The organism is Streptomyces sp. NPDC006529, assembly GCF_040611795.1.
GTDB lineage: Bacteria > Actinomycetota > Actinomycetes > Streptomycetales > Streptomycetaceae > Streptomyces.
The window spans coordinates 73,192-97,108 of record NZ_JBEXPB010000003.1 but is presented as its reverse complement, the minus strand read 5'-3'; the positions used below and the strand labels follow the sequence as shown (position 1 = coordinate 97,108).

General features: G+C 74.6%; 21 protein-coding genes and 1 tRNA gene. 3 read left to right on the top strand and 19 right to left on the bottom strand.

The features are described from left to right. Positions 1–66: 66 nt before the first annotated feature. Complete coding sequence (locus ABZY31_RS04115; RefSeq protein WP_356404576.1) at positions 67–2,835, bottom strand: SPFH domain-containing protein; 2,769 nt, start codon at positions 2,833–2,835, stop codon at positions 67–69. A gap of 11 nt (positions 2,836–2,846) precedes the next feature. Next, entirely contained in the window at positions 2,847–4,256 is a 1,410-nt protein-coding gene (locus ABZY31_RS04110; RefSeq protein ID WP_356404863.1) for a peptidoglycan-binding protein, read from the bottom strand. A gap of 217 nt (positions 4,257–4,473) precedes the next feature. Here ABZY31_RS04110 and ABZY31_RS04105 point away from each other — a divergent pair. Continuing rightward, positions 4,474–4,547, top strand: a tRNA-Lys gene (locus ABZY31_RS04105). A gap of 85 nt (positions 4,548–4,632) precedes the next feature. Here the strand turns inward: ABZY31_RS04105 and ABZY31_RS04100 are convergent. The 13 genes from ABZY31_RS04100 to ABZY31_RS04040 all read right to left on the bottom strand — a co-directional run bounded on the left by ABZY31_RS04100 (position 4,633) and on the right by ABZY31_RS04040 (position 17,691). Continuing rightward, positions 4,633–5,343 carry a class F sortase gene (locus tag ABZY31_RS04100; protein WP_356404574.1) on the bottom strand — a complete coding sequence of 237 codons (711 nt, stop codon included), beginning with the start codon at positions 5,341–5,343 and terminating at the stop codon, positions 4,633–4,635. Between the two features lie 10 nt (positions 5,344–5,353). Further along, positions 5,354–5,959: a hypothetical protein gene (locus tag ABZY31_RS04095; RefSeq protein ID WP_356404572.1), complete on the bottom strand. Its 606-nt coding sequence runs from the start codon at positions 5,957–5,959 to the stop codon at positions 5,354–5,356. A 136-nt stretch (positions 5,960–6,095) separates the two neighbouring features. Continuing rightward, positions 6,096–6,875 carry an HAD-IIA family hydrolase gene (locus ABZY31_RS04090; RefSeq protein ID WP_356404570.1) on the bottom strand — a complete coding sequence of 260 codons (780 nt, stop codon included), beginning with the start codon at positions 6,873–6,875 and terminating at the stop codon, positions 6,096–6,098. Positions 6,876–7,020: 145 nt separating this feature from the next. Then, entirely contained in the window at positions 7,021–8,547 is a 1,527-nt protein-coding gene (locus tag ABZY31_RS04085) for an alkaline phosphatase family protein (protein ID WP_356404568.1), read from the bottom strand. 157 nt (positions 8,548–8,704) lie between these two features. Continuing rightward, positions 8,705–9,787 carry a 2-aminoethylphosphonate ABC transporter substrate-binding protein gene (locus tag ABZY31_RS04080; RefSeq protein WP_356404862.1) on the bottom strand — a complete coding sequence of 361 codons (1,083 nt, stop codon included), beginning with the start codon at positions 9,785–9,787 and terminating at the stop codon, positions 8,705–8,707. Positions 9,788–9,847: 60 nt separating this feature from the next. Further along, entirely contained in the window at positions 9,848–10,645 is a 798-nt protein-coding gene (locus ABZY31_RS04075) for an ABC transporter permease subunit (RefSeq protein WP_356404566.1), read from the bottom strand. Beyond that, on the bottom strand, positions 10,632–11,450 hold the full coding sequence (locus ABZY31_RS04070; protein WP_356404860.1) for a 2-aminoethylphosphonate ABC transporter permease subunit: 819 nt from the start codon (positions 11,448–11,450) through the stop codon (positions 10,632–10,634). Before ABZY31_RS04070 ends, ABZY31_RS04075 begins: the two co-directional genes overlap by 14 nt. 106 nt (positions 11,451–11,556) lie before the next feature. Then, positions 11,557–12,606 carry an ABC transporter ATP-binding protein gene (locus ABZY31_RS04065; RefSeq protein WP_356404564.1) on the bottom strand — a complete coding sequence of 350 codons (1,050 nt, stop codon included), beginning with the start codon at positions 12,604–12,606 and terminating at the stop codon, positions 11,557–11,559. Then, the gene (locus ABZY31_RS04060; protein WP_356404562.1) at positions 12,603–13,340 is read right to left on the bottom strand and encodes a phosphonatase-like hydrolase; all 738 of its coding nucleotides are present in this window, start codon (positions 13,338–13,340) and stop codon (positions 12,603–12,605) included. Before ABZY31_RS04060 ends, ABZY31_RS04065 begins: the two co-directional genes overlap by 4 nt. Positions 13,341–13,345: 5 nt before the next feature. Beyond that, positions 13,346–14,467, bottom strand: a complete 1,122-nt coding sequence (locus ABZY31_RS04055) for a TIGR03364 family FAD-dependent oxidoreductase (RefSeq protein ID WP_356404561.1) — start codon at positions 14,465–14,467, stop codon at positions 13,346–13,348. 146 nt (positions 14,468–14,613) lie between these two features. Beyond that, the gene (locus tag ABZY31_RS04050; protein ID WP_356404559.1) at positions 14,614–15,372 is read right to left on the bottom strand and encodes a GntR family transcriptional regulator; all 759 of its coding nucleotides are present in this window, start codon (positions 15,370–15,372) and stop codon (positions 14,614–14,616) included. Between the two features lie 137 nt (positions 15,373–15,509). Further along, positions 15,510–16,415, bottom strand: a complete 906-nt coding sequence (locus tag ABZY31_RS04045; protein ID WP_356404557.1) for a hypothetical protein — start codon at positions 16,413–16,415, stop codon at positions 15,510–15,512. Between the two features lie 142 nt (positions 16,416–16,557). Continuing rightward, positions 16,558–17,691, bottom strand: a complete 1,134-nt coding sequence (locus ABZY31_RS04040) for an ROK family transcriptional regulator (protein WP_356404858.1) — start codon at positions 17,689–17,691, stop codon at positions 16,558–16,560. Positions 17,692–17,771: 80 nt separating this feature from the next. Here ABZY31_RS04040 and ABZY31_RS04035 point away from each other — a divergent pair, with 80 nt between their 5' ends. Together ABZY31_RS04035 and ABZY31_RS04030 are read left to right on the top strand one after the other, a co-directional pair. Continuing rightward, on the top strand, positions 17,772–18,911 hold the full coding sequence (locus ABZY31_RS04035; protein ID WP_356404555.1) for a Gfo/Idh/MocA family oxidoreductase: 1,140 nt from the start codon (positions 17,772–17,774) through the stop codon (positions 18,909–18,911). An 83-nt stretch (positions 18,912–18,994) separates the two neighbouring features. Continuing rightward, a complete protein-coding gene (locus ABZY31_RS04030) occupies positions 18,995–20,065 on the top strand; it encodes an ALF repeat-containing protein (protein WP_356404553.1) in 1,071 nt (356 codons plus the stop codon). 132 nt (positions 20,066–20,197) lie between these two features. Here the strand turns inward: ABZY31_RS04030 and ABZY31_RS04025 are convergent, their stop codons facing one another. From ABZY31_RS04025 to ABZY31_RS04010, 4 genes are all read right to left on the bottom strand, one after another. After that, positions 20,198–21,055 carry a fumarylacetoacetate hydrolase family protein gene (locus ABZY31_RS04025; protein ID WP_356404551.1) on the bottom strand — a complete coding sequence of 286 codons (858 nt, stop codon included), beginning with the start codon at positions 21,053–21,055 and terminating at the stop codon, positions 20,198–20,200. 122 nt (positions 21,056–21,177) lie between these two features. After that, entirely contained in the window at positions 21,178–21,837 is a 660-nt protein-coding gene (locus tag ABZY31_RS04020; RefSeq protein WP_356404549.1) for a YidC/Oxa1 family membrane protein insertase, read from the bottom strand. Positions 21,838–22,005: 168 nt separating this feature from the next. Next, positions 22,006–22,317, bottom strand: coding sequence for a DUF6412 domain-containing protein (locus tag ABZY31_RS04015; RefSeq protein WP_356404547.1), 312 nt, complete (start codon positions 22,315–22,317; stop codon positions 22,006–22,008). A gap of 62 nt (positions 22,318–22,379) precedes the next feature. Continuing rightward, positions 22,380–23,882 carry a sodium:solute symporter family protein gene (locus tag ABZY31_RS04010; protein ID WP_356404856.1) on the bottom strand — a complete coding sequence of 501 codons (1,503 nt, stop codon included), beginning with the start codon at positions 23,880–23,882 and terminating at the stop codon, positions 22,380–22,382. Positions 23,883–23,917: the final 35 nt, after the last annotated feature.

Here is a 23,917-nt window from a genome sequence, read left to right as displayed (position 1 = left end):
GGGGCGGCCGGTGGTTCCGGTCGCCCCTCGCGTTCCTGGCGTGAGTGCGCGGTTGCCCCGCGGGGTCTACTCGGGGCGGCCCGTGTAGAAGGCCACCGTCAGGTCCTTCACCAGCGCCTTGCGCTCGTAGTCGTCCAGCTCGACGAGCCCGCGCGAGGTCAGCCGGTTGACGGTGTCGTCGACCGCGTCCACCACCGAGGTCAGCACGCTGTCCCGGTGCTTCGCGTCGATCGCCGCGACCCGACGGCGGCGCATCGCCGCGGCGACCTCCGGGGCGTACTCGATCCGGGTCGGCTGGGCCGAGTACACCTCGATGCCCACGGCCTCGGTCTCGGCCGCCAGCATCCGGGTCAGGGCGTCCCCGACCGCCTCCGCGTCGCGCAGGGTCGGGGCGTCCTCGTGGAAGGCGTCGGCCGGGAGCTGCGAGAGCACGCGGGCCATGGCGGACTCGACCTGCTCGGCGAGGTAGCCGATGTGGTCCTCGACGGCCAGCGCGGCGCGGGCCGTGTCCTTGATCTGCCAGACCACCTGCACGACGACCTGGAGGGCGAGACCGCCCGAGTCGACGGCGGGCAGCGGGTCGCTGCGCCAGTGCCGCAGGCGTACGTCGACCCGGCGGCGCAGCAGCAGGGGGCTGACCCACAGCAGGCCGGTGCGGCGGACCGTGCCGCGGTAGCGCCCGAAAAGGGTCAGCACCCAGGCGTGCCCCGTACGGCCCCGGCCGAGGCCGCCCAGCGCGAAGAGGGTGACGATGCCGAGGAAGGCGAGCGGGGGCCACTGGTAGGCGCGCAGCCCCCGGTAGGCGCGGGGCGTCATCCCGAAGCCCTCCACCAGTGCGGCGGGCAGCGCCCCGGCCCGCCAGAGCACGGCGGCGCACCCGGCGAGTGCCAGAGCGCCGACGAGCAGGCCGACCGAGCCGGGCAGCACCGGACCGCGGCGCTCGCGCAGCCGGTCGTCCCCGCGGGGCACCCGGCGGCCGGGGTCGGCGGGTGCCGCCGCCGCGCGGGGCCGGGGGGCGGGGGCCGGGCGCAGGACCGCGGTCCCCTCGCCCTGGAAGGGCAGGCCGGCCGGCACCTCGGTGGCCGCCGAACCGGGGCCCGGCAGGGTTACCCGGGGCAGGTCCTGCGTGTCCTCCTCCATCCCCCGCGCCACGGCCTGCGCCACGACGTGCGCGACCCCGGGCCCGGGCACCCGTGAACCACCGGGCGCGGGCGGCCACACGGCGTGCGGGGAGCGGACGGGGGCGATGCCCCGGGCGGGGCGGGCGGCGGAAGCCTGACCGGGGTCGGCGTCCTGAGCGTCCGTGCCGGGCATCGGGTCCTGGACCGGGTCGGCGGCGGGGGCGCCGAGGACCGGGGCGGTGCCACCCGGGGCGGCGGCGGGGGCCCCCGTTACGAGTACCGGGCCCCGGGCCGGGTCGGCGTCGGGGGTGGCCGGGGTGCGTGCCGGATCCCGATCCGCGGCGGCGGCAACGCGGGTGCCGAAGGCGGGGGTCGCCCCGGCCGGACCTGCGTCGGGGACGCCCGTCGGCTGGGCCGGACGCCGCTCCGGGCCGGCGGCAGGGGCGCCCGCGGCGAAGTCCGGAACCTGGACCGGGTCGGTGACGGGCGGGCGGGAGGCGGGTACCGGACCCTGGCCCGGGTCGGCGCTCAACGTGCCCGCGGCGAAGTCCGGAACCGGCACCGGGTCGCTGACGGGCGGGCGGGAGGCAGGTACCGGACCCTGGCCCGGGTCGGCGCTCAACGTGCCCGCCGCCAAGTCCAGACCGGGGGCCGGGTCGCTGACGGGCGGGCGGGAGGCAGGTACGGGACCCTGGCCCGGGTCGGCGCTCAACGTGCCCACGGCGAAGTCCGGAACCGGCACCGGGTCGCTGACGGGCGGGCGCGGGGCGAGTACCGGGCCCCACGCCGGGTCGGTGACGAGGGTGTGGGGGGTGGGCGGGGGGCCGCTCGGGTCGGCGTCGCCGAGGCCGACCGGTTCGGGGGCCGCCTCCCCGGCCCGTGCACACGCCAGGTGGGTGACCGTGCCGCCATGGGCCCCGGTCACGGCCTCGGCCTCGGCCTCGACCTCCGCCAGGGCGGGCGCCACGCCGAGCCCCGGCCCGTACCCGGTCGCGCCATGGGCCGCCTCCGGCCCGACCCCGTACCCGGACATCGTGGGGGCCGTACCGGCCCCGGCGTACCGGATGGTCCCGGCGGCTGCCTCGGCCAGGGCCGGAGCCACGCCGGCCTCCGACCCGTGCCCGAACTCGTACTCGTGCCCGTACGCGCGCTCGTGCCCGTACGCGTGCTCGTGCCCGCCTCGGCCACCGGACCCGCCCGTCGCGGCGGGGGCCGCGTCCGGGCCGGCGGCGGCTTCGGCCGGCACGTAGGCGGTGTCGGTGCCGGTTTCGCCGCGGGCCGCGGGGACTTCGCCTCGGGGCGGGTCCGCGGCCGGGGCGGTGTGGTCCGCGACGGCCGTGAGCACTGCCCGTCGGCCCGGGTCGGAGGGGGCCGCCCCGCTCGGGTGCTCCCCCGCGCCGGCGTGTTCGTGGCCCTGCGGCGCGGAGACCCCGGCGCGGTGGCCGTCCGGCACCGGCACGGCGGCGGAGGCGCCCGTGCGGGACTCCGCACGGGCCGCGGGGGCCCGGAAGTCCGCCCCCTCCTGCGCCAAGGCCACCCCGTGCCCCTCCGGGAGCGCAACGGCGGGGGCCGACAAGGTGTGCAGGCCCGCCCGGGGGGCTTCCGGGGGCGTGGTCCAGCGGCCCGGGGACGGGGCGGCCGGGGGTGCGGGGGTCGGCGGCGCCGGGGGGATCCGCATCGTGCCCGTCGTGGACGTCGTACGCGTGGGGTACATCGTTTCCTCCGTCATGCGAACAGCCGGCGCCAGGTTTCCGGGCCCGGATAGCCGTCGGCCGAGGCGCCGCGCCAGCCCTGCGCGCGCTGGAACGCCTCGACGCCGCGGCGGTCGGCCTCGCCCCACCGGGGGCCCGGGCCGGTCGTGTAGTACTTGCCGAAGCCCTTCTTCGTCAGCTGCCGCCCCAGGGCGGTGACCGCCGGTCCGGACGCGCCGGGGCGGAACGCCGCCGCCCCCGGGTACGGCGGCACCGACAGCGGCGGCGGGCCCGCCGCCCCGGTCCGCGTCGGCGCGATGTCCCTGCCCTGCTTCTGGACCAGCAGCTTCCAGGTCTGCGGACCCGGCAGGCCGTCCGCCTCCGCGCCCGTCCAGCCCTGGGCCCGCTGGAAGGCCTCGGTGGCCAGCCGGTCGGAGTCGGTCCACTGCGGGCCGGTCCCCTGCGGGTAGAACCGCGTACCGCCGCGGTCGACGAGCATCCGGCCGAGCCGGGCGACGTGCGCGTTGTTCGCGCCGGGACCGAAAGCCGCAGCCCCCGGATAGGCCGCGTCGGCCACCGGCTGGGGCTTCGGTTTGGGCAACGTCACCGGTGTCGCGGGAGTGCCCGGCGTCACCGGCCCCGCGGCGGGCACCTCGGGGACGGCGGGCGCGGCCGGCACCTCGGGAGTGGCGGGGGCCGCGGGAACCGTGCCGCCCGTGATCCCGTTGAAGCGGTAGGGCAGGTACTTCGTGGCGTTGTTCCAGTAGCCGTAGGGCGTCGCCTGCTTGCGCGTGTGCGGGCGCGTCTGCTCGTAGGCGATGTAGTGCGTGCGGGTCCCGTCCACCCAGCCGCCGAAGAGGGTGACGTGCGAGCCCTGGTTCGGGTCGGCCGGGTTGTGGAAGAGCAGCATGTCGCCCGGCAGCAGCTCGTCCTTGGTGATCCGGGTGGCGAACTTGTCGAGGCTGCCGGTCCATTCGTTGGTCCCGAGGTTCCAGGCCATCGAGACGTAGCCGGAGCAGTCCTGGCGGTAGCCGTCGGTCCAGTACAGCTCCATGCTGTACGGAACCTTCGCGTCCAGCCACCGCTTCGCCCGGTTGATGATCGTCGTACGGTCGATGTTCCGTCGCAGCGTCGGCAGCCGGACCGGGCCCGCGGGCGAGGGGCCGTGCAGCGGGGCCCGGCCGCCCTGGGGGCTGCCGGGAGACGCCGGTCCGGGCACCGGGTCCGGGTTGGCGACCGCCGCCGCGACGCCGCCGGAGCCGCCGAGCACCACCCCGGCGGCGGTGGCGAGCACCAGCGCGCGCCGCGCTCCCCGCGCCGCCGGGTGACCGCCGTCCCGCAGCGGTATGGCGCGGGCGCGGGCCAGGGAGCGGCGCCGCTGGACGCAGCCCGGGCACGCGCAGTCGGGCGCGGGGGCGTACTCCTCGAAGAGCGGCGTCGTCATCAGGGTCTGCTGAGGGGGCTGCGTCGTCATGCGGTTCCGTCCACTCCCCTGTTCGTCCACTGGGCGGCCGGGGCGTACCTGGCGGGGCATCAGGTGCGGCGCGGCCAGAACACATCGTGCACGATAAACACCCCAAACATGGGCTAATCAGACAAGGCGGACGTGTGTTGTCACGAGCACCGTCACGTGTGGGGTAAAGTTCTCTTTGTCGAAACAAGCGCCGCTAGCTCAGTTGGTTAGAGCAGCTGACTCTTAATCAGCGGGTCCGGGGTTCGAGTCCCTGGCGGCGCACAGACACGAAGAAGCCCCTCGCTCACGCGAGGGGCTTCTTCGCTTGTGCCCTGCGGGTCCCGGAGGGCGCACTGCCGGGCCGCTCTCAACCGCTCACGGCGGCCGGCTCCGGTGCGGACGGCTCCGCCGACGCCCGGTCCGGGGTCCCCGTGGCCGTCAGGTAGGCCGAGACCACCACGTTCGCCGTGTACTGCTTCGCCGCCTTGTCGTACGAACCGCCGCAGGTCACCAGCCGCAGTTCCGCCCGGCCCGGCACCTTCGGCCCGTAGGCCTTGTGCGGGTCGAAGGAGGCCCGCTCGTACACCTGGATGTCCTCGATGGTGAACTCGGCGGCCGTGCCGTCCGCGCGCAGCACCCGCACCTTGCCGCCCGGCTGCGCCGAGCTGAGCCCGTAGAAGACGGCCGGCTTGGACTCGGTGTCCACGTGCCCGACCAGCAGCGCGGTGCCCGCGGCCCCGGGCTGGACCCCGCCCGACCACCAGCCCACCGTGCCCGGCTGCTCGTAGGGCGGCGCGGTGATCGCCCCCTGCGCGTCCAGGCCCCGGCTGATCACCGGGGCCCGGATGCCTATGGAGGGCACGTCGACGCGCTGCGGCGGCCCGGGCGTGGCGGGCGCGGGGAGGGGGGCGTGCGCGGCGGGCATGCCGGGCGCGGACATCCGGCCCGGCTGGGCGTACGGACCCCCGGGCACCCCGGTGATCTCGCGGCCCCACAGCCACAGCCCCAGCACCAGGACCGTCCAGGCGGCGGCGGTCAGCAGCCGCCCGCCACCGGAGGCCTTCGGCTCCGCCGTCACCGGGGCGCCCTCACCCGCCGCTGCGGCGGCGGCGCAGGGCCAGCGCGCGGCCCGCGACCGCGAGGGTCGCCGCGGCGGCCAGCACCGCGCCGATCACCGTGTGCGGAAGGCCAGGGCCGCCCGTGTCGTGTTCCTTCTTGGCGGTGGTGTTGGCGGGGGCTCCGGCGGCCAGTTCGGCGGCCATGCCGCCGCCGCCCGCATGCACCGGCCAGATCGGGGTGGGGTGGTGCGAGGGCTGGTGGTGCTCGACCTCCAGGGAGCCGCGCACCCGGTCGTCCCGGTCGTCGCACCGCACCCGGATCTCGTGGCGGCCTGACCAGGCGTCCGAGCGGATGTGGGCGTCGCCCCACAGTTCCCGGCTGTCTCCGCGGCCCCGGCTGAGGCGGATCTCGGAGACGAAGGCCGAGGACGTGGCGGACGCCCAGTCGCCGTCGCAGCCCCGGACGCGCAGTTTGACCTGCGCTCCCGGACGTGCGGGGTCGGGATCGGCCGAGACGCTGCCGCGGCCGTCCGGGTTCGCCAGGGCGACGGGGGCGGCCACGGTGGTCACGGCGGAGAGCGCCGTCAGGGTGACGGCCACCCCGGCGACACGGAGAGCGATCAGATCACTGCGCATGGTGAACCTCCTCACCAAGGAGGTTCACGCGCGGTGCGCCGCTCCGCATCCGGAGCGGCGCACTCTTGGCCCGTACGGGTCGGGCGTACGCCCTACCGCCCTACAGCCGTCGGGCACCCGGACCCGGCTGCGGGGGCTAGATCAGATCGACCAGGTCCGCGATCGACGGCACGGTCCGGGTGGGGCGGTAGGGGAACTTCTCGGTGTCGGCGACCGACGTCAGACCGGTCAGCACGAGGAAGGTCTGCATCCCCGCTTCCAGGCCCGCCAGCACGTCGGTGTCCATGCGGTCGCCGATCATCGCGCTGGTCTCGGAGTGCGCCCCGATGGCGTTCAGGCCGGTGCGCATCATCAGCGGGTTCGGCTTGCCCGCGAAGTACGGCTTCTTGCCCGTGGCCTTGGTGATCAGTGCGGCGACGGCGCCGGTGGCGGGCAGCGGGCCCTCGGCGGAGGGGCCGGTCTCGTCCGGGTTGGTGCAGATGAAGCGGGCGCCCGCGTTGATCAGGCGGACGGCCTTGGTCATGGCCTCGAAGCTGTACGTACGGGTCTCGCCCAGCACCACGTAGTCCGGCTCGTGGTCGGTCAGGATGTAGCCGATGTCGTGCAGGGCGGTGGTCAGGCCCGCCTCGCCGATGACGTACGCGGTGCCGCCGGGGCGCTGGTCGTCGAGGAACTTGGCGGTGGCCAGCGCCGAGGTCCAGATGTTCTCGACGGGCACGTCGAGGCCCATCCGCAGCAGCCGGGCCTGGAGGTCGCGCGGGGTGTAGATGGAGTTGTTGGTCAGCACCAGGAAGGGCTTGCCCGAGTCGCGCAGCCGCTTGATGAAGACGTCGGCGCCCGGGATCGGAACGCCCTCGTGGACGAGGACCCCGTCCATGTCGGTGAGCCAGGATTCGATCGGCTTGCGCTCTGCCACTGGAATGTTCTCCGCTCTCGCCGGCCCCGTTCGGGCGGGCCGCTGACCTCTGACCTCTGGTCTCCACCACCCTACGCGGGCCGGGCCGTGGACGCGTGGGGCGTCCACGACCCGGCCGCGGGGAGGACGGACCGCGGCCCGCGGGTCAGCCGAGCGTGACGTTGTCGACGGTCCAGTACCAGTTGTTGGCGCCGCTGTAGCGGAAGCGGACCTGGACGTCGGTGGCGCCCGCGGGGACCTGGAGGGTGATCGCCTCGGCGCGGGCGACGGCGTCGGCGGTGTAGCTCTTGACCACGGCCGGGGTGCCGCCGTTGTAGGAGACGAGCACCTGGGCGCTCTGGCCGGCCTCGTGGCGGTAGTGCGTCCGGAAGGCGAGGGTCCTCGTCGCGCCGCCGGTCACCGCCCACTTGGGGGTGACGAGGGTGGAGTCGAAGCCGCCGGTGTGGGCCTTGTCGTCCCACTCGTCGGAGTCGGCGACGGCGAAGACGTCGCGCGAGCGGACGTTCAGCTCGCGCCACTGGTCGCGCTGGGACCGGGTCCAGAACTCGTCGGTGGTGAAGGCCCAGCCGGCCCATTCGGTGACGCCGCCCGTCCCCATCCGGGAGTTGTCGACGCTCCAGCCCGCGGGCGGGGTGTGCGTGAAGCCCCGCACGCCGACGGGGATGCCCGTTTCGTCGACCCGTCCCTGGAGGGAGGGGCGCAGGGTGTCGAAGGGGTCGCCGTCCGGGGCGTCCAGCGGTACGCCGTCCAGTCCCGCGGTGGAGACGCCGACCTGCCGGAGCGCGGTGGCCGCGACGTCGACGAGGCGTACGTCGTCGCGGACCGAACCGGCGGCGATGCCCGCGCCCTTGGCGATGACGAAGGTGCCGCGCTCCTGGATCGTGGAGCCGCCGTGGCCTCCCGCGTCGGTGTGCCCGTGGTCGGTGGTGACCAGGATCTTCCAGTTCTCCTGCGCGTACGTCGGGCGCTCCTGGACGGCGGTGAGGAGCCGGCCGATCAGCCGGTCCACGCGGCCGATGGTGTCCAGGTACTCCTGGCTGGCGGCGCCCGAGGAGTGGCCCGCGTGGTCGATCTCGCCGAAGTAGACGAAGGCGGCGTCCGGGTCCTGGTCGCGCAGTTCGGCCGAGGCCGCGGCGGCGATCTTCGGGTCCTCGCTGCCGTAGCCGTCGCGGTCGCCCTTGAGGGAGAGGCGCTTGTCCACGGCGGCCGAGAAGACCGGGCCGTTCTGGTCGGTGGAGGTGAGCGGCTCCCAGTCGGCGGCGGCGTAGGTGTGCAGCGCCGGGTTGGCCTTCTCGGCGCGGGTGAGGAAGTCCGGGTGGGCCGTGTAGTTCTTGCCGGAGAAGGAGTTGTCCTTCACGCCGTGCTTGTCGGGCCAGACGCCCGTGGCGATGGTGGACCAGCCGGGGCCGGAGGAGGTCGCGGCCATCGGGTTCGCGTACAGGGTGCTGCGGGCGGTCAGGCCTTGGGCCATCAGGGCGCCCAGGTGGGGGGCGTCGGCGGCCTTGACGCGGTCGAGGACGGCGCCGTCGATCCCGATGACCAGGACCTTGTTGACGGCGGCGGCCGGAGTCGTGGCCGCGGGGGCCGCGGGTGCGGTCGGGGCGGCGGCGGCGAGCAGGGCCGCGGCGGTGGCCGCCACGGCGAGGGCGCGTCCGTGCAGGACAGGGGACACGTACTCCTCCAGGGAGTAAGCGAGGCGAGAACAGCGGCAGTTGGTGCGTGTTCGTGCGGCGGGTCCGGTCCCATCATAGGAGCGTTGGACCAGACCCGTTATGTGAACGTCACTCTTGCGGGAGCGGATGAAGGACGGGTGGCCGAGGGGCTTCCGGTCAACTGCCCGTGGCCGACTTCCACGCGTCCACGTACGCGGACAGGTTCTTGTCGATGTCGGCCCAGTCCGGCTCGAACACCTCGACGCCCGCCATGACCTTGGCCAGTTCGACGGCGTTGGCGCCGGTCGGCTTCACGTCGGCGCGCGCCGGGAAACCGCCGCCGACCTCGCTGACCAGCTTCTGGGCGTCCTCGCCGAGGAGGTGGTCCAAGAGCTTCCTGCCGTTCTCGCTGTGCGGGCCCTTGGCCGTCAGCCCGGCCGCGTAGGGCAGCGCGAAGGTGGTCGGCTTGCCGCCGTCCCTGGCGGGGAACCAAATGCCAAGGTTCGGCATGGACTTGGACTGGGCGAAGTTCATCTGCACGTCGCCGTTGGCGACGAGGATCTCGCCCTTGTCGGTCTTCGGCGCGAGCTTGCTGGTCGAGGAGGACGGGCCGACGTTGTTGCCCTGGAGCTTCTTCAGGTACTCCATCGCCGCCTCCTTGCCGCCGAAGTCGTGCATCGCCTTGACGAGCACGGCGGTGCCGTCGCCCGCGACACCCGGGGTGGAGTACTGGAGCCGGCCCTTGAGCTTCGGGTCCAGCAGCTGCTCCCAGGTGGTGGGGGCCCCGGTCAGCTCCTTCTTGTTGTAGACGAAGCCGAAGTAGTTGTTGACGACCGAGGTCCACTTGCCGTCGGGGGCCTTGTTCGCGCCGCTGACCTGCTCCGCGCCCTGCGGCGCGTACGACTGGAGCAGCCCCTTGCCGTCGGCCTGCTGGATGAACGGCGGCAGGGTGATCAGGACGTCGGCCTGCGGGTTGGACTGCTCGCGGACGGCGCGCTGCACCATCTCGCCGGAGCCGCCCTCCACGTACTTGACCTTGATGCCGGTCTTCTTGGTGAAGTCGGCGAAGACCCGGTCGTACCAGCCGTCGCCCTTCTCCCCCTTGAGGCCGTCGGCGCTGTAGACGGTGACGGTCTTCTCACCACCTGCGGAGTCGGCGGCGGAATCGGCGGCGGAGGAGCCGCCGCAGGCGGTGAGGGCGGCGCCGAGGACGACGCAGCCGGTGAGGGCGGCGAGCGGGCGCGGCAGGCTGCGGGGCATGCGGGACATCGGATTCCTTCGGGATGCGGGAGGGGCAGCGCTCATCGGCAGAGGGAGCGCTCAGCGGTAGGAGGCGCGGGTACGGACGCGGCCGACGGCCAGCAGCACCAGCAGGGTCGCGGCCATCAGCACCACCGCGACGGCGGAGCCGGTGAAGAGCGAACCGCGGTCGGTCGCGGTGAAGATCCGGACGGGCAGCGGCATCCAGTCCGGCGGGTAGAGCATCATCGTGGCGCTCAGCTCGCCCATGGACAGGGCGAAGCAGAGTCCGGCGGCCGCGGTGAGCGAGGGCAGCAGCAGGGGCAGCCGCACCCGCCACAGGACGTACGAGGGGCGCGCCCCGAGGCTGGCCGCCGCCTGCTCGTAGGCCGGGTCCAGCCGGACGATCGCGGCCGCGACGGACTGGTGGGCGAAGGCGGTGACGAGGACCGCGTGGGCCAGGACGACGATGGAGGGCGTGCCGTTGAGCAGGACCGGCGGGCGGCTGAAGGCCACGAGCACGGCCAGGCCGACGACCACGGACGGGACGGCGACCGGCAGCACGAACAGGGCGTCGAGCACCCGCTTCCCGCGCCTCCCCAGCCCGGCGGCGGCCAGCGCCGCCCAGGTGCCGACGGCGAGCGCGAGCAGGCTGGCCACGAGGGCGGTGACCAGGCTGGTGGTGAGCGCCTGGAGGGATTCGCCCTGTACCGCCGCCGCGTAGTTCCCGGTGGTCGGACCGGAGGGGAAGGCGCTGGACCAGTGGGTGGCGAAGGAGGCGGCCACCACCACGAGCAGCGGCAGGGCGAACAGCGGCAGGAAGAAGAGGCCGAAGGCGGCCCAGGCAGCCCAGCGGCCGGACTTGCTATGCACCAGCACGCTTGCCCACCACCCGGTAGAGGCCGAAGAGGCCGACGGAGATCGCGATGTTGACGACGGCGACCACGCAGGCGGCCGGGTAGTCGGATTCGAGGATGGCCTTGCCGTAGACCAGCATCGGCAGGGTGGTGACGCCCTTGGCCCCGGTGAACAGGACGATCCCGAACTCGTTGAGGCACATGACCAGCACCAGGCTGCCGCCCGCGCCGAGCGCCGGCAGGGCCTCGGGGAGGATCACCTTCCGGATGATCCGGCCGGGTCCCGCGCCGAGCGAGGAGGCCACTTCCAGCTGTGCGGTGTCCAGTTGGGTGAAGGCCGCGAGCAGCGGGCGCATCACGAAGGGCGTGAAGTAGGTGATCTCCGCGAGGAGGACGCCCCAGGGGGTGGTGAGGAAGTGGAAGGGTCCCTGCGCCGCGCCGGTGACGTCCGTCCAGAGGCCGTTGGCCATGCCGACCGTGCCGTAGAGGAAGAGCAGCGCGAGGGTGATGAGGAAGGAGGGGAAGGAGAGGAAGACGTCGATGAACCGGGCGACGGCCTTCGCGCCGGGAAAGGGCACGAAGGCGATGACCAGCGCGAGCCCGAAGCCGAGGAGCAGGCAGCCGGCGCTCGCCCCGACGGCCAGCCACACGGTGGTGCCGAGGGCCTCGCGGAAGGCGGTGGAGGCGAAGACCTTCCCGTAGGCGTCGAGGGCGCCGCCGCCGTCGTCCGGGGTGAAGGACTGCCGGACGACCAGGGCCAGGGGGTAGAGGAAGACCAGGGCGAGCACCGCCACCGGCGGCAGGGACCACAGCCAGCGGGGAAGCATACGGGGCGCCCGGGCGGCGGGCGGCACGTGGACGCCGGGCTCCGGGTTCGGGTCGGGGTCGGCGGCGGCCGGGGCCGGGGCGCAGACGGCGGCGCGGGCCGTGGTGTCAGCCATCGCCGACTCCCGCCGACAGCAGCACCGCGTCGCGCGGCTCGAAGTGCAGGGTGACGCGGTCGCCGAGGGCCGGGGTTTCGCGCAGCTCCGGCAGGTCCGCCGTGATCCGGTGGCCGTCCACGTCGACGGACAGCCGGTGTGTCGAGCCGCGCCACTGCACCTCGGTGATCCGGCCGCTGAGCGCGTTGGGCCCCTCGCCCAGGCCGAGCAGGTGCGGGCGCACGCACAGCGTGGCCTTCGCGCCGGGGGCCGCGCGGCCCGGGTCGAGCTTCAGGGTCCGCCCGGCAAACAGCGCGCCCCCGGCGGCGACCGTGACCGGCAGCAGGTTGGCGTTGCCGACGAAGGAGGCGGTGAACTCGGTGCGCGGAGCCCGGTACAGCTCCTGCGGGGTGCCGCAGTCCCGCAGCCGCGCCGCGTCCATGACCGCGATCCGGTCGGCCAGCGTGAGGGCCTCGACCTGGTCGTGGGTGACGTACAGGATGGACACGTCGGGCAGCTCCCGGTGCAGCCGCGCCAGTTCGGTGAGCATCCCGGACCGCAGCTGGGCGTCGAGCGCCGAGAGCGGTTCGTCGAGCAGCAGCACGCCGGGGCGGACGGCGAGCGCGCGGGCGATGGCCACGCGCTGCTGCTGGCCGCCGGACAGCTCGCGCGGATAGCGCCGGGCGTAGGCGGCCATGCCGGTCATCTCCAGCGCCTCGGCGACCCGGCCGGGTATCTCGGCGCGGGGCGCCTTCCGGGCCTTGAGGCCGAAGGCGACGTTGTCCTGGACCCGCATGTGGGGGAAGAGCGCGTACTGCTGGACGACCATGCCGATGCCGCGCCAGTGCGGCGGGAGCGCGGTGACGTCCCGTTCGCCGAGGAAGATCCGGCCCGAGGCGGGGCGCACGAAGCCGGCGACCGCCCGCAGCGCCGTGGTCTTGCCGGAACCGGAGGGGCCGAGCAGCGCCATGACCTCGCCCGGCTCGACGGTCAGGTCGAGCGAGTCCAGGACGGTGGTCCCGCCGTAGGCGACCGAGACCGCGTCGAAGCGGATGCCGCTCACGCGGCGCCCGCCGGGCCCAGCAGGGCGGGGAGTTCGGCGATCGAGCCGAGGACGTGGGTGGCGCCGTGCGCGGTGAGCGCCGCCCGGTCGTGCGCCCCCGTCAGCACGCCGGCCACGATCCCGGCGCCCGCCCGCCGCCCGCTGAGCATGTCGTACGCCGTGTCGCCCACGACGACCGCCTCGCGTACGTCCGCCACCGCGCCGGTGCGCAGGAACGCGGCCAGCACCATGTCCGGGTACGGGCGCCCGCGGCCGCCCGCGTCGGCGGGGCACAGGGTGAGGTCGGCGAGGTCGCGCCAGCCGAGGGCGTCGAGGATGGCGTCCTGGGTGACGCGGGCGAAGCCGGTGGTCAGGACGACGGTGCGGCCCTCGCCGCGGAGCCGCTCGATGGTCTCGCGGGCTCCGGGCAGCGGTGCGACGAGACCGCCGTCGACGAGTTCGCCGTAGGCCTCCTCGAAGGCGGCGTTGGCGCGCCGGGCGAGCTCCGGCGTGCCGAAGAGGTGCCGGAAGACGGAGATCTTCGACTCGCCCATGGTGTCGCGGACGTAGCGGAGCTTGTCCGCGTGGTCGGCGGAGCCGGGCTCGACGCCGAGGGACTCAGCGGCGCGCTCGAAGGCCCGCTCGACGAGGCCGCCGTCGGCGACGGTGGTGCCGGCCATGTCGAGGACGACGAGGTCGCGGCGCGGGGCCGGGCCGGTGGAGTCGGTGGTGCTGTTGTTCTCGGTGTCGGTCATGTCGGTCACCAGCCCAGTTCGTTCGCGGTGGTTTCGGCTATGGCGGGCGAGCAGGTCATGCCCCGGCCGCCGGGTCCGGTCACCAGCCACACGCCGTCCCGCACCTGCTGGCGGTGGACGACGCGGGTGGTGTCGGTGCACTGCGCGTACACGCCCGCCCAGCGATGGCGCACCTTCGGCAGCGGGCGGCCCAGGAAGGACTCCACGACCCCGGTGAGGTGGTCGTAGGGCTCGTCGAGGGTGTCGAAGGCGAAGGGGTGTTCGTACTCGTGGGTGTCGCCGATGGTCAGACCGCCGTCGCTGCGCTGCACCATCAGCAGCTGCATCTTGTGCGCGGCGGCGACGGGCGCCTGAGCCTGCTCCGCGTTGAGCGCGTCGAGGGCCCCGCTCCGGTACGCCGGGTAGTAGCGGAAGCTGTCGGGGTCGGCGACGGAGGTGGTCAGCGGCTCGCCGAGCGGCTCGGTCTGCATCATCTGGAGCCGGACCCGGCGCACGGGCAGGTCCGGTGCCAGCTCGCGGACCAGCCCCGAGAGCCAGGCGCCGGTGGCCAGGACGACGGCGTCGCCGCGGTGGACGTCCCCGTGGTCGTCGCGGACGGCGCCTGGGCCGGTCACCTCGCGGACCTCGCGCCCGGGCAGGAAGGTGTAGCGGCCGGAGGCCCGCAGCGCGGCGCGCAGATGGAGCTGCGCGGTGCGCGGTTCGACGGCCGCGTCCCGCTCGCACCACAGCGCCGCCTCGAAGGCGCCGCGCAGGGCCGGGTTGACCGTGCGCGCCTCGGAGGCGGTGAGCAGGGCGTAGCCGCGGGCGGCGGCGTCGGGGCGGGCGACGGCCGCCTCGGCAACCGCGTACTCGCGGGCCGTGCGCAGCGGGGTGAGGGATCCGATGGCGCGGAAGCCCAGGCCGGGGACCCGTTCCCCGATCCGCTCCCAGAGCTCGCGGGCCCGCAGTGCCGTGTCCAGCTCCGCACCGCCGGCCCGTCCGCTGACCCATATCTGGCCGAAATTGCGCAGCGAGGCGCCGCGCGCCTCGGCTTCGCGCTCGATCTGGACGACCTCGTGGCCGCGTTCGACTGCTTGCCAGGCGTGCATGGTGCCGACCACGCCGCCCCCGATGACTATGACTCTCACCCGGCCCACGGTGTCCGCGACCCGTGGCCCGGGAGGATCCGCCAGGCGACGCACCGGTGAACAGCCCCCGACGGTTGGACCAGACCCGTTATGATTCCGTGATCGCATGGCATCCATTTGTACCGTGTCCGCGGGTGCCGCGCCGCCTACTCGGGGCGCAGGTGCGTCGTGAAGCTGAACCGGTCGCCGCGGTAGAGGGAACGCACCCGCTCCAGCGGCCGCCCGTCCTGGTCCCGCGAGAAGCGGTGGATCAGCAGCATCGGCAGCGCGGGCGGCGTCCCGATGAGCAGCGCCTCGCGCGGGGTGGCCAGGACCGTCTCCAGCTTCTCGTCGGCGTCCCCGAAGGCGATGCCGAGCCGCTCCCGGAGGTACCCGTAGAACGAGGAATCCGGCTGGAATTCGCTGTCCAGACGGGGTGCGCGGGCCACGCGGAGGTACGTGCTCTCCAGCCCCACCCGCTCGTCATCGGCCAGCAGCACCCGCTCCAGGTGCCATACGGGCTCCCCGGTCGCGGCGCCGATGCCGGGCGCGAGGTCGGGCGGGCAGGGGAACCGCTCCAGCCCGATCAGGTTGCGGCCGGGCCGGCGCCCCTGGCGGCGCACCCCCTCGGTGTAACTGGCGAGGGAGAGCGGCTGCTCCAGCTTCGGGCCGGCGACCACGGTGCCGCGCCCGGCCCGGCGCAGCCGCCCTTCGAGCAGCAGCTCGCGCAGCGCCTGCCGTACGGTCTCGCGCGCCACCTCGTACCGCTCGGCGAGATCCCGCTCGGTGGGCAGCACACCCCCCTCGCCCAACTCCTCGACCAGCTCGGAGACCCGGGCCTTGACGGCGTAGTACTTGGGGATGCGCCCGTGCTCGGGAATCCCGGATCGAACGGGCGAACCGGGACGGTGCGAAATCGATTCCACCCTGGGACTGTACGGGGCCCCTGGCCGCGCGGTGCGGCCAGCGCGGGCGGCAATCCCAGCCCCGCCGGGGAGCAGCGGCAGCGATCTCAGCCCCGCCGGCGTTTGAGGCGCCCCCGGAGGGCAGACGGAGCCGCACCCTAAGCCGTACGCCCGCTCTCCCTACGCAAGCGCCGCGCCAACAGCACCAACCCTCCACCCACCGCAACGGCCCCCACCGCACCGCCCCCGTACACCCACTCCCGCTCCCGCTCCGCCCCACGGGCAGCACCCCCACCCCCGGCCCCCGTCTCGGCAAGGGCCCCGGACCCGGCGGCACCGGCACCGGCCTCCCCCTCGTCCTCCTCACCGGCGGCCCCCACCCCGGCCCCCGCCTCCAGCGGATCCAACGGATCCAGTGGATCCTGCGGCCCCCGCGGCCCCTCGACAGAGAACCGGTACCCCCCGCTGTCCCCGACCCAGTCCCCGTCATCCCCCTTGCGCTGGACCAGCGCGGCATCGGCCACCACTTCCCCGGCGGGCGCATCGGCCGCGAAGGCCAGCCGCACCTTGACCGTGGCGGAGCCGCCCGGCCCGACGGTGAACCCCGGGAACGCCTCCCCGCCGTCGAAGACGGCGATGACCTCGTCCCGGTCCGTGCCCTCCAGGCTGACGGGGAAGGTGGTCCCCCGCGCATCGAACTCCATCCGCAGATGGGCCGGCCGCAGGCTCCGCGTCTTGTCCGTGAAGACGACCACGGGGTGGATGGCGGTGCACGCGGAAGCGGTGGTGTTGGTCAGGTCCAGGTACCAGGTCTGCGGCGCGGCGCCGATCCGGTAGACGGCGGGACCGCCGCGGATCCGGGCCCCGATGGGGAAGGCCGTGCTGACGCCGTCGCCACAGGTGGCCCTGGCCCCCGAGGGCAGCGCGGGCGCGGGCCGGGCCCCGCCACCGCCGGGCGGCGCGGGCGCGGCCACCGCGGCCGCCGCGGGCAGGGCGGCCGGTCCGGAGAGTCCCGATACGGCCACCAGGGCCGCGGTGAGTGCAAGGGCTTTGCGCAGTCGCATGGGAGGCCTTCGCTGGCTCGCCGGAAGATGATCTGACGAAGCGACGATCACCCCGCCTTGGCCGCACCCTGCCATGCCGCCACGCTCCCCTCCGGCCGCCGCGCCCCGCCGGCTCCGATGAACCCCCGATCGGCGCACGGCGTCACGCTCCCCCGAAGAGGGGGGCCAGGACCAGTTCCGCTGCGCCCTCGGCCACCCCGCCGGGGGCCCGCTCCACCCGCGCCGGTTCCCCGCCGAGGGCGCGGGCCGCCAGTACCGTACGGACCCCCTCGACGAACACCTGCGGCGCGGCCGCCACCACGCGCCCGCCCAGCAGCACCCGGTCCACGTCCAGCAGCGCGACCAGGTTCGCCGCGGCCTCCCCCAGCACCCGCGCGGCCCGGGCGAGGTCCCCCCGCGCCACCGCCTCCAGGCACAGCGCCTCCGCACAGCCGCGCGCCCCGCACCGGCACGGGGGGCCGTCCAGCAGCAGCACCTGGTGCCCGAACTCCCCCGCGCCCGACCTGCTGCCCCGGTAGACCTGGCCGCCGAGCCGCAGCCCCGCGCCCAGCCCCGTGCCCACGTGCAGGTACACCGAGCTGCCGGAGCCCGGACCGGCGCCCGCCGCGCCCGCGTTGGTGTCCTTGTCCACGACCACCGGCAGCCCGAGGCGCTCCTCCAGCGCCGCCCGCAGCGGGTAGCCCTCCCAGCCGGGGAAGCCGGTCACCCGCCCGAGCACCCCGGTGCGGTGGTCCAGCGGCCCGGGCGCGGCGACCCCGACGCCCGCCGACGATCCCCCGCCCGGCCCCTCGGGGACCGCCCCGCGCTTCCCCGACCCGCCCGCGCGGGCCCGTACCACCGCGTCCGCGACCGCCGCGACGACCGCGTCGGGGTCGGCGCCGAAGTCCAGCGGCCGGCGCCCCTCGGCCACCACCCGCCCCAGCAGGTCCACCCGCACCACGCGCAGCTCGTCGCGGTCCAGGTGCGCGCCCACGGCGTACCGTGCCCCGGGAACGAGGCGGAGCAGGGTGCGCGGTTTGCCACCGGTGGAGGCGCCGCGGCCCGCCTCCGCGACCAGCCCCTCCGCCGTGAGCCGCGCCGCGATCTTGCTGACGGCCTGCGGGGTCAGGCCCGTACGGGCGGCCAGTTCGCCGCGGCCCGGCCCGGCCTCGCCGCGCAGGCCCGCCGCGCGCAGCAGGCTCAGCACCAGCGCGGCGTTGTGCCCGCGCAGCCCGGACAGGTTGGCTCCGCCGCCGTTCGGGGGGCCCGTACCGCCCGCGCCGTCCGTGCCGCTCATGCCGTCCCCGCTGCCCCTGATCACCCGGCCATTGTCCACCCTCCTTGCACTTAGGCAACAGTGTTGCCAAAGTGGACTCCATGGCTACCACCACCTCTCCCGTCTCGCCCGCCACTCCCGCCTCGCCCTCCCGCCCCCTCCGGGTCGGGCTGATCGGCTACGGACTCGCCGGTTCCGTCTTCCACGCGCCGCTCGTCGCCGCGACCGACGGGCTCGTCCTCGACACGGTCGTCACCTCCGACCAGGCCCGCGGGGAGCAGGTGCGCGCCGAATTCGCGGACGCGCACGTCGTACCCTCCCCGGACGCGCTGTGGGAGCGTGCCTCCGAGCTGGACCTGGTCGTCATCGCCTCCCCCAACAAGACCCACGTCCCGCTCGCCACGACCGCGCTGACCGCGGGTCTCGCCGTGGTCGTCGACAAGCCCCTCGCCGCCACCGCCGCGCAGGCGCGCGAACTCGCCGCACTGGCGGACCGGACCGGAACCTTCCTGTCCGTCTTCCAGAACCGCCGCTGGGACAACGACTTCCTCACCGTGCGCCGCCTGATCGAGGACGGCGAACTGGGCGAGGTCCAGCGCTTCGAGTCCCGCTTCGAGCGCTGGCGCCCCCAGCTCAAGGGCGGCTGGCGCGAGTCGGGCGCCCCGGAGGAGATCGGCGGCCTGCTGTACGACCTCGGCAGCCACGTGGTCGACCAGGCACTGGTGCTGTTCGGCCCGGCCGTGCGCGTGTACGCGGAGGCGGACGTCCGCAGGCCGGGCGCACGGGCGGACGACGACACCTTCATCGCGCTCACCCACGCGAGCGGCGTCCGCTCCCACCTCTACGTCAGCGCGACGACGGCCCAGCTGGGCCCCCGCATGCGCGTGCTCGGTTCCGCCGCGGGCTACGTGAAGTACGGCCTCGACCCGCAGGAGGCCGCCCTGCGGGAGGGCAAGCGGCCCGGCGTGGATCTGCCGTGGGGCGTGGAGCCCGAGGACTGCCGGGGCCGGATCGGCTCCGGCGAATCCCCGCTGACCGGCGGCGGGCGGCCGGTGCCGACCGAGCCCGGCGACTACCCGGCGTACTACGCGGCGGTCGCCGCGGCGCTCCGTGACGGCGGCCCGGCTCCGGTCACGGCGCGGGAGGCGGCGGACTGCCTGGAGGTACTGGAGGCCGCGCGGCGCTCGTCCGACGAGGGGCGTGCGGTGGGCATCTCGCCTGGAGCCACTGCTTCCGCCTGAAAATGGACCGGGCGGGTGATCATCACACCGTAAGCTGTGGGAAACCTATGATCATCACAGTTGCGAAGAGTGGGTATCCCCAAGTGAAGTTGTCCCGGATCGCATCGGCCGTCGCCGCGGCCGCCATCGCCCCGGCCGTCCTCTTCTCGGCGCCGGCCTTCGCCGCCGACGCCCCGACGGCGGCGGGGGCGGCCGCCCCGGCCGTGTCGACGCCCGCCGGCACCACGGCCGGTGAGCCCGCGAAGGACGGCAAGCCGGCCGACGGCTCGGACCAGGCCGCGGCCGACCGCGCCCTGATCGAGAAGATCCTGGCCGACCCGAACAGCGGCGTCGGCGTGCGCGAGTACGCCGAGAAGGCTCTCAAGGGCACGGCCGCGGAGATGCGGCACTTCCTGGCGGTCGAGTGGGGCCGGCAGCAGTTCGACGACGACCGCGTGCGGGTCTCGCGGCTGATCGGCACCGGCGGCAAGGCCGTCCAGCGCGAGGGCAAGAAGGCCATGCAGGCGGGGACCCAGGAAGCACTGACCGAGTTCCTGAAGACCGGGCAGCACACGGCGCGGCTGGAGGACGACCGCGTCGAGCTGGCCACGCTGCTCCAGGGCGCCGGTCCCGGCCTGACCGAGGGCATCCAGAAGGTCCTCTCGAACGGCACCCCGGCGCAGATCCGCGAGTTCGTGACCACCAGGCAGCACGAGCTGCGGGACGACGACAACGCCGTCCTGATCTCGCGGATGCTGAACGCCAACCCCGGTCCCGAGCTGAAGAAGGCCGCACAGGCCGCCCTCAAGGGCAGCGCGAAGGACCGCGCCGAGTTCCTGAAGACCGGGCAGTTCACGGCCCGCGAGAAGGACAAGCAGGCCGGCCACGGCACGCCGACGGACGGCAAGGACCAGGGCAAGGACCCCGCCACCGGCGCGGGCACCGGCAAGGACAAGGACAAGCCGAAGGACGGGGCGGGCAAGCCCGTCGCGACCCCCGCGGCCGGCGGGTCCGGCGCCAACACCGCCGCCCCGGCGGGCGGCAGCGGCCCGCTCGCCTCCACCGGCAGCGGCTCCGAGACCCCGTGGATCGTCGGCGGCAGCGCACTCGCCCTCGCGGCGGGCGCGGGCCTGGTCCTGGCGGCACGCCGCCGCGGCGCCTCGACCCGCGGCTGAACGCTCCGGTAACCAGCACGGACCCCGGCACGTACGAGGAGGGGCGGGTCCGCCGACCACGGCGGACCCGCCCCTTTCGCATGCCGGCCGGACCAAAGGCGCGGGCGCGGCGGCGCCCAGGCACCGGGACGCTCAGGCGCTCTTGAACTCCTGGCGCTGGCGGCCGAGCTTCTCGATCTCCAGCTCGACGACGTCACCGGCCCGCAGGAACGGCTTGGGTTCCGGCTGCCCCATGGCCACACCGGCCGGGGTGCCGGTGACGATGACGTCGCCCGGGTGCAGGGTCATGAACCGGCTCAGGTACCGCACGACCTCGCCGACCGGGAAGATCTGGTCGGAGGTGGCGCCGTCCTGCTTCAGTTCGCCGTTGACCCACAGCTTCACGTCCAGGACCTGCGGGTCCGGGATCTCGTCGGCGGTGACCAGCCAGGGGCCGAGCGGGGTGAAGGTCTCGCAGTTCTTGCCCTTGTCCCAGGTGCCGCCGCGCTCGATCTGGAACTCGCGCTCCGACACGTCGTTCGCGAGCAGGTAGCCGCCGACGTGGGCCAGCCCTTCCTCGGCCGAGGCGAGGTAGCGGGCCGTGGCGCCGATGACGACGCCCAGCTCCGCTTCCCAGTCGGTCTTCACGCTGCCGCGCGGGATCAGCACGGTGTCGTCGGGCCCGACCACCGTGTCCGGGGCCTTGAGGAACACGATCGGCTCGGCGGGCGCATCGGCGCCGACCTCCGCCGCGTGGGCGTGGTAGTTCAGGCCGATGCCCACGATCTTGCCGATCCGGCCGACGGGCGCGCCGACCCGCAGGCCCTCGGCGTCCAGGGCCGGGAGCCCTCCGGATGCCGCCGCCTCCCGTACGCGGGACAGCAGGGCGTCGTCGGCGAGCAGAGCGCCGTCCACATCCGTGATCAGGCCGGACAGGTCCCGAAGGGTCCCGTCCCGGTCGAGCAGCGCGGGGCGCTCGGCACCCACCGGTCCGACACGCAGCAGCTTCATGGGCATTCTCCCGTGGTCGTGGGTGGTCGGCCCGCGGGCGTGCCCCGGGCCGGCCGATGGGTTGCGGCCATCGGAGGATTGGCCGATCCTCCAAGATGTCCACCCAATCCGCAAGACCCTGTTCACACACTGGAACGCCCGGCTCCGGCCCGGCGGTGCTGGAGCCAGGCCCGCTCCGCCACGGTCCAGGCCGTGGTGGCCACGAGGTAGAGACCGGCGGCCAGCGGCACCACGGCGGCGGTGATCAGCGTGCCGAAGGAGAGCAGGGGCAGGACGCCGGTCAGCTTGCGCAGCGCCTCCTGCTGCTCCGCGGGCACGGTGGCGGGAAGCTCGGGGCCGCTGCCCGAGCGGGCGGCCCGCCGGCCCCGTACGGCACTCCACGCGGCGACGGCCGCGATGGCGGCGAACACGCCGAGGAACACCAGCCCCGGCGCCCCGAACGGGCCGCCGTCCGCGAGTGCGTCGGTCCACCGGGCTCCCAGCGGCGCCGCGAACAGCCGCTCGTCCAGCAGCCCGCTGTCCTTGGACGTGAACGCCCGGTACATGAAGAAGAACACCGGCAGCTGCACCAGGGCGGGCAGGCACCCGGCCGCCGGGGTCGCGCCCCGGAAGGCGGCCCGGCTCAGCGGGTGCAGGGCGAGCCGGACGAGCACGGTGAACAGCACGATCGCGGCAGCGGTCGCGGCCGGCGCCGCCACCGGGTCCAGCAGCCGGGCGAGCGCGGCGACGGGTTGCGCCACGCCCTGCGTGAGGGCATGGGTGAGCGGGGTGAGTACGGACACGGGGGTCCCTCCGGGAGGTCGCGTCGAGCGTCGAAAGATGCGTGAGGTGCATTTCGGCGTGACGGACCGCGCGGGGGCGCGCGTGCAGGGGTGGGGCACGTTCAGTGGTGGAGCACGTGCGGTGGTGGGGCGCGGGCTCGGAAAGCCTCGTCGTCCCGGGGAACGCCCCTACGCGGCCGTCGGGACGGACCGCCCGGGCGCCCTGGGCCGGGAGCGGCCGGAGGCGTCGGGATCGCGCTGCGGCAGGAAGGCCGTGCGCTGCTCGCGATCACGGATCGCGGTGCGTATTCGGGTGGGCGGCACGGGCGGGGCGCACCGCGCGAGCAGCGCCGCACAGCCCAGCACCGCGGCGCCGACGGCGGCCGTGGCCGCGAAGGCGACGGCGGCGCTCAGCCCGCCCTCCCCGAGGGAGGACCCCAGGAGCAGCGTGAAGAGCCCGGTGAGCAGGACGACGCTCAACAGCCCGCGGACTCGCGTCATTCGACCCACCCCCCTCGCACACGTCCCGGATCCGATACGGCTTCGATACGGCGCTTCACAGCCTAACGCGGCCCACTGACAACGGGGTCGGCGGCCAGCACATCCGCGTCCGGCCGCCCGTCCGCCTCCCGCGGCCCCAGCCACGCCACCCCCAGCGCGACCGCCAGGTTCAGCCCGAGCGCGACCATCCCCGCGTTCACCCCCCACACCGGGTCGTTACCCGTGAAGACGAGCCCGCAGACGACCGCGACCCCGACCACCAGCCCGCTCACCGCCGCGGCCAGGGTCAGACGCCGCCACACCAGCCCCAGCAGCAGCATCGGAACCAACTGCGCCATCCCCTCGTAGGAGATGAGCGAGAGCCGCACCAAGGTGTTCGGCGCCGTGTACGTCATCACCAGGGCCAGCGCCCCGGCCACCACCACGACCACCTGCGAAGCCGACTTCTGCCGCTCCCCCGCACGCCACCGGGGGACCAGCGACAGCACGCTGCGCCCCCACATCGTCCCGATGACCAGCATGAACACCGCCATCGGCACGATCGACGACAACGCCGCCGCGACCCCGATGACCCCCACCGCCCACGCGGGCAGCGAGTCGACGATCAGCTCGAAGAGCGCGAGGTTGGAATCCGCGCCGGTCAGCCCCGGCACGACGAACAGCGCGGCCATCCCCAGCAGCATCGGCACGAACAGCAGCACGTTGTAGGCGGGCAGCAGGATGGCGTTGCGCCGCAGCGCGTCGGCGTCGCGGGCGCCCAGGTAGCCCGCCACGGTGGTCGGGAAGATGACCACGGTCAGCGCGTTGAGCACGGAGGTCGACACGAACCACCCCGTCCCGAGGCCGCCCCTGCCCCCGCCCGCGCCCCCGCCGGGCAGCGTCAGCCACTGGGGCCGCTCCGCGACCAGCCGGTCGAACAGCTCCCCGTAGCCGCCGAAGTAGTGCACCGGCACGTACACCGCGAGGAAGCCCAGCGTCCCGATCACCAGCACGTCCTTGAGCACCGACACCCACGCGCTCCCGCGCAGGCCGCTGACCACCACGAAGCCGGTGGTCACGGCGAAGGCGACGAAGTACGCCCACTCCAGCGGGACGGCGCCGTAGGTCACCGTCGAGACCACCACCCCCATCCCGGTGATCTGGAGCTGGATGTACGGCAGCAGGAACACCGTCGCCAGCACCGCGACCGCCGCGCCCGGCCAGGGGCGGCCGTACCGGTGCGCGACCATGTCCGAGATCCCGACCAGGGCGTGCCGGCGCGCGTAGTCCCACAACAGGGGCCCGACGACGTAACCGACGGCGTACCCGCAGGACATGTAGGCGACGACGTACATCACGGGCGCGCCGTAGTTGTAGCCCCAGCCCGCCGCGCCCAGATAGCTGAAGCTGGTGTAGCCCTCGCCCGCCATCAGCACCCAGATGAAGACCGTGCCCAGCGACCGCCCGCCCACCGACCACTCGGCGAGCCCGCCCCCACCGCCACCGGCCCCCTTCCCGTTCCCTCCGTCGCTTCCGCCGCCCCGCCCGCGCACCGCGAAGAGGCCCAGCGCCACGGTCGCCACCATGGACACGGCGAAGAGGGAGGTGGCCACGGCCGCCG